At 71.9% G+C, this 15,036-nt stretch carries 9 protein-coding genes; 8 read left to right on the top strand and 1 reads right to left on the bottom strand.

The features are described 5' to 3' along the window. The first annotated feature begins 637 nt into the window (after positions 1-637). The 6 genes from sbnA to CK505_RS13480 all read left to right on the top strand — a co-directional run bounded on the left by sbnA (position 638) and on the right by CK505_RS13480 (position 10,783). Entirely contained in the window at positions 638-1,711 is a 1,074-nt protein-coding gene (sbnA, locus tag CK505_RS13505; RefSeq protein ID WP_035926464.1) for a 2,3-diaminopropionate biosynthesis protein SbnA, read from the top strand. Beyond that, the gene (locus tag CK505_RS13500; RefSeq protein ID WP_229587915.1) at positions 1,708-4,566 is read left to right on the top strand and encodes a Pls/PosA family non-ribosomal peptide synthetase; all 2,859 of its coding nucleotides are present in this window, start codon (positions 1,708-1,710) and stop codon (positions 4,564-4,566) included. The genes sbnA and CK505_RS13500 overlap by 4 nt, the downstream gene beginning before the upstream one ends. Continuing rightward, on the top strand, positions 4,563-7,088 hold the full coding sequence (locus tag CK505_RS13495; protein WP_095651391.1) for an amino acid adenylation domain-containing protein: 2,526 nt from the start codon (positions 4,563-4,565) through the stop codon (positions 7,086-7,088). The genes CK505_RS13500 and CK505_RS13495 overlap by 4 nt, the downstream gene beginning before the upstream one ends. A 20-nt stretch (positions 7,089-7,108) precedes the next feature. Beyond that, positions 7,109-8,107 (top strand): TauD/TfdA family dioxygenase, encoded by a 999-nt coding sequence (locus tag CK505_RS13490; protein WP_095651390.1) that lies wholly within the window; start codon positions 7,109-7,111, stop codon positions 8,105-8,107. Then, the gene (sbnB, locus tag CK505_RS13485; protein ID WP_052132900.1) at positions 8,104-9,183 is read left to right on the top strand and encodes a 2,3-diaminopropionate biosynthesis protein SbnB; all 1,080 of its coding nucleotides are present in this window, start codon (positions 8,104-8,106) and stop codon (positions 9,181-9,183) included. The genes CK505_RS13490 and sbnB overlap by 4 nt, the downstream gene beginning before the upstream one ends. A gap of 187 nt (positions 9,184-9,370) precedes the next feature. Then, positions 9,371-10,783: an MFS transporter gene (locus CK505_RS13480; RefSeq protein WP_035926473.1), complete on the top strand. Its 1,413-nt coding sequence runs from the start codon at positions 9,371-9,373 to the stop codon at positions 10,781-10,783. 80 nt (positions 10,784-10,863) lie between these two features. Here CK505_RS13480 and CK505_RS13475 read toward each other — a convergent pair whose 3' ends face one another. Next, positions 10,864-12,288, bottom strand: a complete 1,425-nt coding sequence (locus CK505_RS13475) for an NAD(P)H-quinone dehydrogenase (protein ID WP_095651389.1) — start codon at positions 12,286-12,288, stop codon at positions 10,864-10,866. 86 nt (positions 12,289-12,374) lie between these two features. Between CK505_RS13475 and CK505_RS13470 the strand changes: the two genes are divergently transcribed. After that, on the top strand, positions 12,375-13,196 hold the full coding sequence (locus tag CK505_RS13470) for a purine-nucleoside phosphorylase (protein ID WP_095651388.1): 822 nt from the start codon (positions 12,375-12,377) through the stop codon (positions 13,194-13,196). A 70-nt stretch (positions 13,197-13,266) separates the two neighbouring features. Further along, positions 13,267-15,027, top strand: a complete 1,761-nt coding sequence (locus CK505_RS13465) for a phospho-sugar mutase (RefSeq protein ID WP_095651387.1) — start codon at positions 13,267-13,269, stop codon at positions 15,025-15,027. Positions 15,028-15,036 lie beyond the last annotated feature (9 nt).

Below are 15,036 nucleotides of genomic sequence, written 5' to 3'. Positions count from 1 at the left end.
CAACTCACTCGCCCTGTGCCGTGCTTGCTCGAGATCCCGGAGCGGAGCACCTTCCGGACCCAGCACTCCATCACGTCAGGATCATCCGTCACGTGCCGTTGTCGGCACCCGGATACCCGCGCTGACGAGGAGAGCCGGTTCCGCGATCATCCGGACCCCGAGCGGGGCCGTGTCCGAATCGTGTCCGTCATCTTCGCAAATGTTGGTCGAGGCCCCCTGACCTGGGATTACTTTGGTGACGTCGAACCATACACAGGGCCCAACGGGCGTTCGGGGGAACGCGCCACCGGCCGGCACCAGTCGCGAAGCGGATCTCGCTTCTCCACCGGATGGGACAGACCCATGAGAAGAACCACCTGAGCAGTCACGACCGCCGCCTTCGCGGCTGGCACCACTGTCCTGCGGCTCCTGCCGCGAGTGGGGGACTCACAGCCGTCGATCGCTCCGGGCTCACAGCGCAGCGTTGCACCGATTCGTCGGGACCGCGCCCCGCAGGACGGAGCCCTCGTCGACCGGCATGCCGAGAAGAGGGTCCTTGCGGTGCCCGTCAGCCGAGCTACGAGCCGACCCGAATGCAGAACGCCGTCCCCGCGCCCTCCTCACGGATCGAGCGCACGGCGAGAGAACGAGGAACACTATGTCCATCATCAAGGCTCCGCACCTGTTCAACGAGGAGAGTCTGTTCATCGATCTGGAGGGCGTGCTGAGCCGCCACCTCTACCTGAAGATCGAGGGGTTCAACTTCGCCGGCTCGATCAAGCTCAAGCCCGCCAGGGAGATGGTCGAGCGGGCCGAGCGGGAAGGACGGGTCGGCCCCGGCTCCGTGCTCGTGGAATCCTCCTCCGGGAACCTCGGCGTCGCACTCAGCATGATCGCCGCCAGCAAGGGATACAGCTTCGTGTGCGTGATCGACCCGCGCTGCAATCCCGCGACCCGGCAGCTCATGGAGTCGCTCGGGGCGCACGTCGACCTGGTCACCGAGCCGGACCCCGTCGACGGCTTCCTCGGCGCCCGGCTCAACCACGTCCGGGAGTTGTGCAGGTCCGACGAGCGGTACGTCTGGCTCAACCAGTACACCAGCCCCGGCAACTGGGGAGCGCACTACCGCTGGACCGCCCCCGAGATCGAGGCCCAGTTCCCCGAGCTCGAGGTGCTGTTCGTGGGGGCCGGGACCACGGGCACGCTCATGGGCTGCGCGCGGTACTTCAAGGAGCACCGGCCCGACGTCCGGATCGTCGCGGTGGACGCCGTCGGCTCGGTCTCCTTCGGTCGCCCGCCGGCCACCCGTCTGATCCCCGGGCTCGGCATGAGCGTGCGGCCGCCCCAGCTCGACGAGTCCCTGATCGACGATGTGGTGATGGTCGAGGAGCTGGACACGGTGCGCACCTGCCACCGCCTGGCCGGGCGCGGGTTCCTGCTCGGCGGCTCCACCGGGACCGTCGTCCACGGCGCCATGACGTGGCTCGCGGACCACCACGCCGAGGACGTCACCGCGGTGGCCATCTCCCCGGACATGGGCCGCCCCTACCTGGACACCATCTATCAGCGGGACTGGGTCCTCGACCACTTCGGTGCCGAGGCGCTCGCCGGCTCCGACTCGACAGCCGCTCTGAGCCGACCGCACCACCAGGTGTCATGGCGTCGGCAGGCGGCAACCACACCGGTGACCGGTTCCGCGGCCACCTCCTCCCCGAGGAGTCTCTCGCAGTGAAGAAGCTCGCCGACGCCCCCCCGGCGTCTCCCCTCCCCCCGATCTCGGTCCCCACCAGGCGCGAGCCACCGTCCGCACCGGCCGTCGAGAGGACCGGCGCGGACCTGCCGCTCGAGCGCCGGCTGGCGGATCTTCTCGCCTCGGTGGTGCAGCAGGACGACATCCCCGTGGACGCCGACTTCTTCGCCGACCTGGGCGCGGACTCCCTGGTGATGGCGCGCTTCTGCGCCCGGGTGCGCAAGCAGTCCGACCTGCCGGCGGTGTCCATGAAGGACATCTACCAGCACCCGACGATCACCTCGCTGGTCGGTGCTCTCGCCCCGGCGGCACCGCTGACAGTGTCGGTGCAGGACCGGCTGGCCGAGGTGCTGACCGGGGTGCTGGGCGTGGACCGGGTGCCGGTGGACGCCGACTTCTTCGACGACCTGGGCGCGGACTCCCTGGTGATGGCGCGGTTCTGCGCCCGGGTGCGCAAGCAGCCGGACCTGCCGTCGGTGTCCATGAAGGACGTCTACAGCAGTCCGAGCGTCTCGGCCCTCGCCGCGGCGCTGAGCGGCGCCGCGCAGCAGGACCAGCCGCAGGAGCCGGATCCGCTCGTGGCCTCCGTGCCGGGGACACCGGCGCCCATGGACGCCCGGACGTGGGAATACGTCACCTGTGGAGTCCTGCAGGTGCTCGTCTACCTCGGCTACTGCCTGCTCGCCGGCGCAGTCGCCGTCGTGGGATACCTGTGGGTGTTCCCGGCCGCGGGGCCGGGCAACCACCACTGGGTGGGCCACGGGATGGGCTTCGGGGAGCTCTACCTGCGGTCGGTCGCCCTCGGCGCCGCGACGTTCCTGCTGCTGTGCATCCTGCCGGTCGCGGCGAAGTGGATCCTTCTCGGGCGCTTCCGGTCCGGGGAGATCCGGATCTGGAGCCTGGCCTACTTCCGGTTCTGGACGGTCAAGACCGTCATGCGCACCTGCCCCCTCGCCCTGATGACCGGTTCCCCGCTGACCCCTCTCTACCTGCGGGCCATGGGCGCCAAGGTCGGGCGCAACGTGACGATCCTGACCACTCACCTGCCGGTGTGCACCGACCTGATCACGATCGGGGACGGGACGGTGATCCGCAAGGACGTGTACGCCAACGGCTATCGGGCCCACGGCGGAGTCATCCAGACCGGCGCCGTGACACTGGGCCGGGACGTGATCGTCGGCGAGGGCAGCGTCCTGGACATCGGCACGACGATGGGGGACGGTTCCCAGCTGGCCCACCGGTCCACGCTGTACACCGGTCAGACTGTGCCCGGGGGCGAGCGCTGGCACGGTTCGCCGGGCCGACGCACGGAGACCGCCTTCGACACGGTCGACGCCATGCCCTACCGCCCGTGGCGGCGGGCCGTGTACGCCGTGGCACAGCTCGTTGCCACGCTCGCGCTGGGCCGCATCATGCTGGGACTGACGATGATCCTGGTCGTCCTGGCCTTCCCGCGCGTGGCCGCGCTCCTGGAGTCGCAACCGCACGCGTTCACCAACTGGGTCTTCTACGCCGACGCGGTGGCCTTCGCCGGCGTTGGCGTCCTCGGAGGGACGATCGTGGTGCTGGCCGTCATGACGACCGTCCCGCGGGCGCTCCAGCTCCTGTTGAAGCCCGACACGGTGTATCCCCTGTTCGGACTGCGGCACGCGGCGGAACGAGCGGTGGAGCGAATGACCAACAGCCCCGTGCTCGGGACCCTCTTCGGTGACAGCTCCTACGTCGTGAACTACGCCCGTGCCATCGGGTACCAGCAGCCCCTGCTGCAGCAGACCGGCTCGAACCTGGGCACTCTGTTCAAGCACGACAACCCGTACCTGTCGACGATCGGCACCGGCACGATGATCGCCGACGGGGTGTCGTTCATGAACACCGACTACTCGGCGACGTCGTTCAAGATCAGTCCGGTCACGATCGGCGCGCACAACTTTCTCGGGAACTTCGTGCTCTACCCGGCCGGGGCCAGGACCGGGGACAACTGTCTGCTCGCGACCAAAGTGATGGTTCCCGTCGACGGCCCGGTGCGCCGCGACGTGGGACTGCTCGGGTCACCGGCGTTCGAGATCCCCCGCTCGGTCCTGCGGGACGCCCCGCTCGAGGAGCATGCGGACCCCGCCCGCTTCCACCGGGCCCTCTCCGCAAAGAACAAGCACAACCTGCGCACGATGGCCCTCTTCCTGCTGGTGCGGTGGCTCAACGCGTCGCTGGCCGTGCTGGCCGCGTTCGCCGCCCTCGAGCTGTCCGACAGGTTCGGTGTCCTGGCCTTCTCCGCGTCGTTCGTCGTGCTGCTCGTGGTCGGGCTGATGGTCCCCATCGGGATCGAGAACGTCATGACGCGGTTCCGGGGACTCCGACCTCAGCTCTGCTCCATCTACAAGCCGTACTTCTGGTGGCACGAGCGGTACTGGAAGCTGCAGATCGTCAACCTCCGCCTGAACATGCTCAACGGGACGGTGTTCAAGCCGCTCGTCTGGCGGCGGCTGGGCGTGCGAATGGGGAGCCGGGTCTTCGACGACGGCTGCTCGATCCCCGAGCGGAGCCTCGTGTCGATCGGCTCCCGCTGCACGCTGAACGCCGGGACCAACATCCAGTGCCACTCCCAGGAGGACGGCATGTTCAAGTCCGACCAGGACGTCATCGGTGACGACGTCACGCTCGGCGTCGCCGCACTCGTCCACTACGGCGTGACCGTCGAGGACGGCGTCGTCGTCGCCACCGACTCCTTCGTGATGAAGGGAACCACCCTCTCTCGGGGATCCCTGTGGGGCGGCAACCCGGCCGACGAGGCCCGTGCCGCCACCACGTCCCCCGTCGCCTTGGAAAGGCCCCTGTCATGACCACCACTCGTGCGCTCACCTGCAGGGCCGTCGCGGAGCACTCGACGGAACGGACCCCCGGCCGTCCCGCCCTCCCCAGGACCGCACCGACGCAGATCCCGCGGTGGACACAGGACCGCCGGCCCGGTCAGGCACAGGTCGAGGTGGCGGTGCCCGAGGACCTGAGCACCTCGGTGCGGTCCCTGGCCCGGGACTGGGAGGTGGCACCGGACTCGGTCTGGCTGGCGGCCCACGCGCGGGTGCTCCAGGCCCTGTCCGGCGAGCAGGAGATCACCACCGGCTGCAAGGACGCGGCGGGCACCTGGCCGTGCACCCTCGATCTGGGCCGGCCGTCCTGGCGGGCCCTGATCCGCGAGGCGCACGTCAGGCAGACCCAGGCCCGCGCCGAGCAGTCCGGGCAGTCCGGGCAGGGACAGGCTCCGCACCAGGCGGCTCCTGCGGGATACGAGGTGGTCCTCGACACCGGCCAGGACGCCGGTGCCGAGCTGCCGGAGGGCGTCGTGCTCGGCGTCTCCCCCCGGCAGGTGACCGGGGGCGAGGTGCTCCGCCTGCGCTACCGACAGGACGTCCTCGACGCCGGTGCCGCCCTGCGGATCGCCGGCTACCACCTGACCGCACTCCGCCACCTGACCGCCGACCCCGAGGCGGAGCCCGCGGACGCCGACCTGGTCGCCCCGGACGAGCGGCGCCTCCAGCTCGAGCAGCTGGCCGGGCCCGTGCGGCCCCGGCCCCGGCGACGCTTCCACGAGCTCTTCGAGGATCGCGTCCGGCAGCATCCCGAGCGCCTCGCGGCCGTCCAGGACACGCGACAGTGGACGTACGCCGAGCTCAACGCCCGCGCCAACCGGATCGCCCGCGCCCTGCTCGCGCGCGGCCTGCAGGCGGAGGACGTCGTGGCGGTCGTCGCCGAGCGGAACCTCGAGTGGATGGCCGCCGTCATCGGCATCCTCAAGGCCGGCGGCGCGTACCTGCCGCTCGAACCGCACTTCCCCTCCGACCGGATCGCGAAGACGCTCACCCGGGCCGGGTGCCGGACGGTGCTGACCGAGGAGGGCAGCACCACCTCGCTGGACGGGGCGCTCGCCGGGATGCCGGCCGTGACGACGCTCCACGTCGAGGATGTGGAGGCCGAAGGACACGCGACCCACGACCTCGGCCTGGCGGTGCGTCCGGACCAGCTCGCGTACATCTACTTCACCTCGGGCTCCACGGGTGAGCCGAAAGGCGCGATGTGCGAGCACGACGGGATGCTGAACCACCTGTACGCCAAGATCGAGGACCTGGGGATCGGCCCCGGCGACGTCGTGGCCCAGAGCGCCCCCCAGTGCTTCGACATCTCCCTGTGGCAGCTGGTGTCGGCCCTGCTCGTCGGCGGCCGCACCCTCATCGTCGGCCAGGACCGGATCCTCGACGTCGAGCGGTTCGTCGACACGGTGGAACAGGGCCAGGTCGCGGTCTTCCAGGTCGTCCCCTCGTACCTGGACGCGGTGGTGGCCTACCTGGAGGGCAGGCCACGCGACCTGCCCCGTCTTCGCAGCGTCTCGGCGACCGGGGAGGCCCTGAAGCAGGAGCTGGTCCGCCGCTGGTTCGACGTGCTGCCCGACGTCAAGCTCGTCAACGCCTACGGACTGACGGAGACCTCGGACGACACGAACCACGAGGTGATGAGCGCCGCGCCGGCGGGCGATCACGTGCCGCTGGGCCGGCCGGTCCCGAACGTGCGGATCCATCTCCTCGACGAGCGGCAGCGGCTCGTGCCGCTCGGAGCACCGGGCGAGATCGCCTTCTCCGGAGTGTGCGTGGGCCGCGGGTACGTCAACGACCCGGAGCGGACGGCACAGGTGTACTCCGCCGATCCCCATGTGGACGGCGCGCGGCTCTACCGGGCGGGTGACTACGGTCGCTGGTCGCCGGACGGCAGGCTGGAGTACCTGGGCCGGCGGGACAACCAGGTCAAGATCTCCGGGTTCCGGATCGAGATCGGCGACATCGAGAACGCCCTCCTGCGGGTTCCCGGAGTCCGCGACGGGGCGGTCGTCGTGGCGGAGCGACCGGACCGGGGCAAGCACCTGGTCGCCTTCTACCACGCCCCCGAGCCGCTGGACTCCGGCACGCTGCGCGAGCGACTGGCGCAGTCGCTGCCCGGGTACATGGTCCCGCAGGTGTTCCAGTGGCAGCCGGCCCTCCCGCTGACGGCCAACGGCAAGATCGACCGCAAGCGCCTCACCGCGCTGGCGGCGGACGCCGAGCCCGAGGGCCGCTCCCTCGAGCCTCCGCGCACCCCCACCGAGCAGTGGCTGGCGGCGGCGTGGTCGCGCGTGCTCGCCGTGCCGGAGGACGGGATCGACCGCCGTGACCACTTCTTCGAGCGCGGCGGCACGTCGCTCACCGCCGTCCGGCTCGCCATCGCCCTGGACCGGAAGGTCTCGCTCAAGGACCTCCTCAGCCACCCGGTCCTCACCGATCTCGCCACGGAGCTGGACTCCAGGTCCGCCGCGGCCGGCTCACCCGCCCAACCGTGATACCACCGGAAGGAACCACCATGTCCGCCACCTCCGCACCTCCGGAGCTCGACGTCGACGCGCGCCCGGGTGCGCCGGCCACCGCCCTGGTCTCTCCGCCGGGCGACCCGGTGTCCTGGGCCCAGCAGCACCGTGACGCGCTGCGGGCGACCGTCGCCCGGCACGGGGCCGTCCTCGTGCGCGGCCTCGGGCTGTCCCACCCCGACCAGGTCGCCGCCGTGTTCCGGGCCGTCAGCCCGGAGCTGATGACCGAGCGGGAGGCCTTCGCCGCCCGCAGTTCCTATGCGCCCGGCGTGTACTCCTCGGCCACCTGGCCGGCGAACCAACCCATGTGCATGCACCACGAGCTGAGCTACACGCTCCACGCCCCCGGACTGCTGCTCCTCGCCTGCCTCACCGCCCCGGCCGCCGGCGGGGTGACCGGTGTCGCGGACTCCCAGGCGGTGCTGCGCGCCCTTCCCGCGGACCTGGTCGCGCGGTTCGAGCGCGACGGCTGGATGCTGATCCGCAACTACAACGACGAGATCGGCGCCTCCGTCGCGGACGCCTTCGGCACGGACGACCGCGCCGCGGTCGAACGCTACTGCGCGGAGAACCGGATCGAGCTCGAGTGGCAGCCCGACGGCGGCCTGCGCACGCGTCAGCGCCGCGCCGCGATCGTCCGTCACCCCGTCACCGGGGAGCGCTGCTGGTTCAACCAGGTCGCCTTCCTCAGCGAGTGGACGATCGACCCGGAGGTCCGCGAGTACCTCGTGGACATGTACGAGGAGGACGGCCTCCCGTTCACGACGGCGTTCGGCAACGGCGACCCCATCGGCGAGGACGTCGTGGCCATGCTGAACGAGATCTACGAGTCGCACACGCTGCGCGAACCGTGGCGCGCCGGCGACCTGATGCTCGTGGACAACGTCCGGACGGCGCACAGCCGCGAACCGTACGAGGGCGAGCGGGAGATCCTCGTCGCCATGAGCGACCCGGTGTCGCTGCAGGGCACGGCCTCGGAGGAGGAGGGACGATGACACTGACAAGCGGACCCGGCACGGACCACCGGCAGGACGCCCCCGGACGGCAACCGACCATCCCGTCCTTCGCGGTCGTCTCCGGCGCGGAGGTCGACCAGGTGCTGCAGGGGCACCGGGCCGAGATCGTCGCGCTGGTGGAGGACACCTACCGGCTGCACGGCGCCGGACAGACGGTGAACCCGCCGTCGTACTTCCTGCGGTTCCCGGACCGCCCGACCGGACGGATCATCGCGCTGCCCGCCTCCCTGGGGGGACCCCGTGCCGTGGACGGCCTGAAGTGGATCTCCAGCTTCCCCACCAACGTGGAGTTCGGCATCCCGAGGGCCTCCGCCGTGCTGATCCTCAACGATCCGGACACCGGCTACCCTTTCGCCTGCCTGGAGAGCTCCATCATCAGCGCCTCCCGGACCGCCGCCTCCGCGGCCCTGGCCGCGGACTGGCTCAGCCGGGAGCGGGGGCGCCCCACGCGGGTGGGCTTCTTCGGCGTCGGGCTCATCGCCCGCTTCGTCCACGCGTTCCTGGCGGACACCGGTTGGGGCTTCGACGAGGTGGGGGTGTTCGACCTGCTGCCGGGCAGCTGCGAGGGCTTCCGCGGCTACCTCGAGCGCTCCGCGCCCGAGAGCACGGTCACCGTCCACGAGGACGCCGAGTCGCTGATCCGCTCGAGCGACCTGGTCGTGTTCGCGACCACGGCGGGAGAGCCGCACGTCACCGACCCGTCGTGGTTCGAGCACCACCCGCTCGTGCTCCACATCTCGCTGCGTGACCTCGGGCCCGAGGTCATCCTCGCCGCCACGAACATCGTCGACGACGTGGAGCACTGCCTCAAGGCCCAGACGTCCGTGCACCTGACCGAGCAGCTCACCGGCTCGCGGGACTTCCTCGCCGGCACGCTGTACGACGTCATGACCGGCACCGTGGAGGTGCCGGCGGACCGGACCGTGGTCTTCTCGCCGTTCGGCCTGGGCGTTCTCGACCTCGCGGTGGGCAAGCACGTCTACGACACGGTCGCCGGCACCGGCGGCCTGCACACCATCGACTCCTTCTTCCACGAGGTGCGTCGGTACGGGTGACGGCCGCCTCCCGGGTGTCGACCGGCCGGTCCGCCGGACCGGTCGACACCCGGGAGGGGCGTCGTCGTCGAGCGCGTCCCCGACCTCGTCGTCGTTCCAGGATGTGAGACGGGCCACCCGCTATACGGACAGCCGGGCGTACTATCGGGATCTTGTCCCCACCCACTGCTACGACCGAGGTTTCCCCATGTCCTCTCCGGTGACCGGGCAGGACGCCGCCGGCGCGTCCTCCCCCTCGCTCCCCCTGTCCGACCGCGTGCCCCGCAGCCGGGTGATCCTGGCCTCCCTCGTGGGCACCACGATCGAGTTCTACGACTTCTACGTCTACGCCACCGCGGCCGTGGCCGTGTTCCCCGCCCTGTTCTTCACGGGCGAGGACGAGACGGCCAAGCTGCTCGCCTCCATGGCGACCTTCGCCGCGGCCTTCGTGGCCCGCCCGATCGGCTCCGTGATCTTCGGGCACTTCGGCGACCGGATCGGCCGCAAGGCCACCCTGATCGGCGCCCTGCTGACCATGGGCGTCGCCACGTTCCTCATCGGCTTGCTGCCCACCTACTACTCGATCGGCATCTGGGCCCCGCTCATCCTGACGATCCTGCGCTTCTGCCAGGGCCTGGGCCTGGGCGGCGAGTGGTCCGGCGCGGCCCTGCTGGCCACCGAGTACGCCGAGGAGGGCAAGCGGGCGCGCGCCGCCATGTGGCCGCAGCTCGGCGCCCCGTTCGGCTTCATCCTGGCCAACGGCTTCTTCCTGGTGCTGACCATCGTGATGGGCTTCGTCTCGGTCGCCGAGCAGGGCACCGACCACCCGTTCCTCACCTGGGGCTGGCGCGTGCCGTTCCTGGCGTCCGTGGTGATGGTGGTCGTCGGCCTGTACGTGCGGTTCAAGCTCGAGGAGACCCCGGTCTTCCAGAAGGCCCTGGACCAGGGGCAGAAGGTCCAGACCCCGCTCGTCGAGGCGTTCCGGGGCTCGTGGCTGCAGATGGTCCAGGGCACGTTCATCATGCTCGCCACCTACATGCTCTTCTACCTGATGACCGCGTGGATCCTCTCCTACGGCATCGGCAGCCCCGCCAACGGCGGCCTCGGCATCCCCTACCGGGACTTCCTGGTGCTGCAGCTGCTCGCCGTGCTGCTGTTCGCCGCCATGGTGCCCGTCTCCGGGTGGGTCGCGGACCGCTTCGGCCGGCGCAGCTCGCAGCTGGTCATCACCTCGGTGATCCTGCTCTTCGGGCTGAGCTTCGGCCTGCTCATGGACCCGGCCGCGGTCGGCACCGGTGCGGACGTCAGCACGGGCCGCGTGCTGTTCTTCCTCGTGGTCGGCATGACCCTGATGGGCCTGACCTTCGGCTCGATGTCGGCGATCCTGCCCGAGCTGTTCCCCACGAACGTGCGCTACACCGGCTCCGGCGTCGCGTACAACACGGCGTCGATCCTCGGTGCCGCCATCACCCCGTACGTGGCCGTCACCCTCAACGCGAGCTACGGCGTGGGCTCCGTCGGCCTCTACCTGGCGTTCGGCGCCGTGCTGACCCTCGTGGCCCTCTGGTTCTCCCCGGAGACCAAGGACGTCGACATGGAGAACGTCGTCACCCGCCGCTGACCCGCTCCCGCCGGCGCCGCACGCGCAACGGCCGCATCCCCTGCAGCGGGGGATGCGGCCGTTGTGCGTGCCGGCGGGGATCAGACGTGCACGTGCAGGCGCCGCGCCGCCTCCGAGATCGACCCGGTGAGGGACGGGTAGATCGTGAAGGTGTCGGCGAGGTCGTCGACGTGCAGCTTGTGGGTGACGGCCAGAGAGATCGGGAAGATCAGCTCGGACGCGCGGGGACCCACCACCACTCCCCCGATCACCGTGCCGGAGCCCTTGCGGGAGAAGATCTTCACGAACCCGTCCTCGACCGCCATCATCTTGGCGCGCGGGTTGGTGGAGAGCTTCAGCATGATGGTGTCCGCCTGGTAGGTGCCGTCCTCGATGGACTTCTCGCTCACGCCCACGGACGCGATCTCCGGGGAGGTGAAGATGTTGGAGGCCACCAGGTGGGTGCGCAGCGGCTTGACGGCGTCGCCCATGAGGTGCGCCACGGCGATCCGGCCCTGCATGGCCGCCACCGAGGCGAGCGGGAGCACGCCCGTGCAGTCGCCCACGGCGTAGACGCCCGGCACGGTGGTGCGGGAGACGCCGTCCACCTTGATGTGCCCGGACTCGGCGCGGGCCACTCCGACCTCCTCGAGCCCGAGGTCGTCGGTGGCCGGGATCGCGCCGACCGCGACCAGGCAGTGCGAGCCGGCGATCTTGCGCCCGTCGGAGAGCGTGACGACCACCCCGTTCTCGCTGCGCTCCACCGAGTCGGCGCGGGAGCGGCTGAGCACGTTCATGCCGCGGCGCTCGAAGACGCTCTCGAGCACGGCCGCGGCGTCCTCGTCCTCGCCGGGCAGCACCTGGTCCCGGGAGGAGACGAGCGTGACCTCGGCCCCGAGGCCCCGGTAGGCCGAGGCGAACTCCGCGCCGGTCACGCCGGAGCCCACCACGATCATGTGCTCGGGGACCTCGGTGAGGTGGTAGACCTGCTTCCAGTTGAAGATCCGCTCCCCGTCCGGCTTCGCGGACGGCAGCTCCCGGGGGTAAGCCCCGACGGCGAGCAGCACGGCCTGCGCGTCGAGGGTGTACTCCAGCCCGTCGTCGGTGGTGACCTGCACGCAGGTGGGGCTGAGCAGCCGGCCGGTGCCCGCGATCACGCGCACCCCCACCCGCTCGAGCCCGCGCTTGATGTCCCGGGACTGGGACGCCGCGAGGCGCAGGAGACGGGTGTTGACCTTCTCCAGGTCCACGGCGAGGTCGTTGATCTCGTCCCCGTCCTTGCTGCCCCCGCGCACGTGCACCCCCAGGTCCGCGGCCTCGGCGAAGCGGGTCATCGCGTCGGCGGAGGCGATGAGCGTCTTGGAGGGAACCACGTCCGTCAGCACCGCGGAGCCGCCCAGGCCCTGGCGCTCGACGATGGTCACATCCGCCCCGAGGCTGGCGGCGACCAGGGCGGCCTCGTAGCCGCCCGGACCGCCCCCGATGATGACGAGCTTCTGGATGGAGAATTCGCTGTGTGCAGTCACCCGGCCATTCTTGCAGGTGCCGCTCCGGCGGCGGAACCGGCCCGGCCGCACCGGACGGCTCGGGACCATGCGGTAGCTTGGGGCGGGTGGACACAGAGCACAGCGCTGACCGGGCCGACCCCTTCGAGCTCGCCCAGGAGGCCGCGGACGCCCTCCGCCGGGCCACCGGGGTCGACACGCACGAGATCGCCCTGACCCTCGGCTCCGGCTGGGGCCAGGCCGCCGATCTGCTCGGCGAGACCGTCGCCGAGATCCCGGCCGCGGAGATCCCCGGCTTCACTCCGCCCGCCCTCGAGGGCCACGTGGGCACGCTGCGCTCCGTGCGCACCGCCGCGGGCCGGCACGCGCTGGTGATCGGCGCCCGCACCCACTACTACGAGGGCCGAGGCGTGCGCCCCGTGGTCCACGGCGTGCGCACCGCGGCCGCCGCCGGGGCGCGCACCATGATCCTCACCAACGGCTGCGGCGGGCTGAACCCCTCCTGGGGCCCCGGCACCCCGGTGCTCATCAGCGACCACCTCAACCTCACGGGCCGCTCCCCGCTCGAGGGCGCCACGTTCGTGGACCTCACCGACCTGTACTCCCCCCGGCTGCGGGAACTGGCCCGCGGGGTGGACCACACCCTCGACGAGGGGGTCTACGCGCAGTTCCCCGGCCCGCACTACGAGACGCCGGCGGAGGTGCGGATGGCCGGGGTGCTCGGGGCCGACCTCGTCGGGATGTCGACCGCCCTGGAGGCCATCGCTGCCCGGCACGCCGGAATGGAGGTCTTCGGGATCTCCCTCGTGACCAACCAGGCGGCCGGGATCTCCGCGACCCCGCTCTCCCACGAGGAGGTCCTCGAGGCCGGGCGCGCCGCGGGCGCCCGGATCTCCGGACTGCTCGCCCGCATCGTCGCCCAGCTCTGACCGGCCCCGGGCCGGGACGGGTTCCCGGCCCGGCACCCCGGCGCACCGGACGCCCCCAGGAGGCCGCGCCATGACCACCGCCCACCGCACCGACCCGCAGCTGCTCGACGCCGCGCGCGCGTGGGGCGCCGCCGACCCGGACCCCGCCACCCGCGCCGAGCTGGCAGCCCTCGTCGAGGCGGCCGCAGCCGGTGACGCCGCAGCACGGGCGGAGCTGGCCGACCGCTTCTCGGGCACCCTCCAGTTCGGCACCGCCGGGCTGCGGGCGGCCCTGGGCGCCGGGCCGATGCGGATGAACCGGGTGGTGGTGCTGCGCGCCGCGGCGGGGCTGGCCGCCCACGTACTGGCCGTGCAGACCCCGGCGGACCGTGCGGCGGGCTCCGCCCGGCCCCGCGCGGTGGTCGGCTACGATGCCCGGCACGGCTCCGAGGTCTTCGCCCGGGACACCGCCGCGGTGTTCACGGCCGCCGGCATCGAGACGCTGCTGCTGCCCGCGCCGCTGCCCACGCCCGTCCTGGCGTGGGCGGTGCGGGCCCTCGAGGCGGAGGTGGGCGTCATGGTCACCGCCAGCCACAACCCGCCGGCGGACAACGGCTACAAGGTCTACCTCGGCGGCCGGGCCGTGGAGCCGGAGGCCCGCGGCTGCCAGATCGTGGCCCCGCACGACCGGATGATCGCCGAGCGGATCGCGGCCGTCGGGCCCGTCGAGGACATCCCCCGGGCGCAGGACGGGTGGACCGTCCTGCCCGCGAGCGTCGAGCAGGACTACCTCGACGCCGTGCTCCCCGCCGTGGTCACCGCCGTCGCGGGCGCCGGACGTCCCCTGCGGGTCGTCCTCACCCCGCTGCACGGGGTGGGCGGGCGCACGACGACGGAGGCCCTGCGGCGGGCCGGTCTCGCCGACGTGCACGTGGTCCCGGAGCAGGCGGAGCCGGACCCGGACTTCCCCACGGTCGCGTTCCCCAATCCCGAGGAGCCCGGCGCCCTGGACCTGGCCCTGGCCACCGCCCGCGCCGTGGGCGCGGACCTCGTCCTGGCCAACGACCCCGACGCGGACCGGGTGGCCGTGGCGGTCCCGGTGCCCGGGGCCGACGTCGAGGATTCGGCGCAGGGCTGGCGGGTGCTGCGCGGCGACGAGGTCGGCGCGCTGCTCGGCCACGCCGCGGCGGCCCGGTGCGCGGGCCGCGAAGGCGCCGTGTTCGCGAACTCCATCGTCTCCTCCCGCCTGCTGGGGCGGATCGCCGCCGCGGCGGGGATCGCGCACCAGGAGACCTTGACCGGCTTCAAGTGGATCGCCCGCGTCCCGGGGCTCGCGTTCGGCTACGAAGAGGCGCTGGGCTACTGCGTGGCGCCGGAGGTGGTCAGGGACAAGGACGGGATCAGCGCGGCCGTGGCGGTGGCGGTGCTCGCCGACGAGCTGCGCGCGCAGGGCCGGACCCTGCTGGACGTGCTGGACGACCTCGCCCTGGCCCACGGGCTGTACGCGACCGACCAGCTGAGCATCCGGGTGGCGGACCTGAGCCGCATCCCGGTCATGGCGGCCGCCCTGCGGGACGCCCCGCCCGCGGCACTGGGCGGCTCCGAGGTGGTCGAGGTCGCCGACCTCGCCGCCCCGGGGACGGGGCTGCCGCCCACCGAGGGACTGCGCCTGCTCACCGCGGACGGCACCCGGGTGATCGTGCGCCCCTCCGGGACGGAGCCGAAGCTCAAGTGCTACCTCGAGGTGGTCGCCCCGGTGGCCGGCCGGGCCGCGCTGCCCGCCGCCCGGGCCGAGGCGCAGGAGCGGCTCGGGCGGATCCGCGCCGAGCTCGAGGCCGCACTGGGCCTCTGACGGCGCACG

The sequence above is a fragment of the Kocuria sp. WN036 genome (genome assembly GCF_002287015.1).
Lineage (GTDB): Bacteria > Actinomycetota > Actinomycetes > Actinomycetales > Micrococcaceae > Kocuria > Kocuria rosea.
This window is presented reverse-complemented; position numbering and strand designations above follow the sequence as displayed.

Excerpts from the sequence above, each read along its gene's own strand:
- CK505_RS13465 (WP_095651387.1), top strand. The coding sequence starts at position 13,267 with ATGACCACCGCCCACCGCACCGACCCGCAGCTGCTCGACGCCGCGCGC.
- CK505_RS13495 (WP_095651391.1), top strand. The coding sequence starts at position 4,563 with ATGACCACCACTCGTGCGCTCACCTGCAGGGCCGTCGCGGAGCACTCG.
- sbnB (WP_052132900.1), top strand. The coding sequence starts at position 8,104 with ATGACACTGACAAGCGGACCCGGCACGGACCACCGGCAGGACGCCCCC.
- CK505_RS13480 (WP_035926473.1), top strand. The coding sequence starts at position 9,371 with ATGTCCTCTCCGGTGACCGGGCAGGACGCCGCCGGCGCGTCCTCCCCC.
- sbnA (WP_035926464.1), top strand. The coding sequence starts at position 638 with ATGTCCATCATCAAGGCTCCGCACCTGTTCAACGAGGAGAGTCTGTTC.
- CK505_RS13490 (WP_095651390.1), top strand. The coding sequence starts at position 7,109 with ATGTCCGCCACCTCCGCACCTCCGGAGCTCGACGTCGACGCGCGCCCG.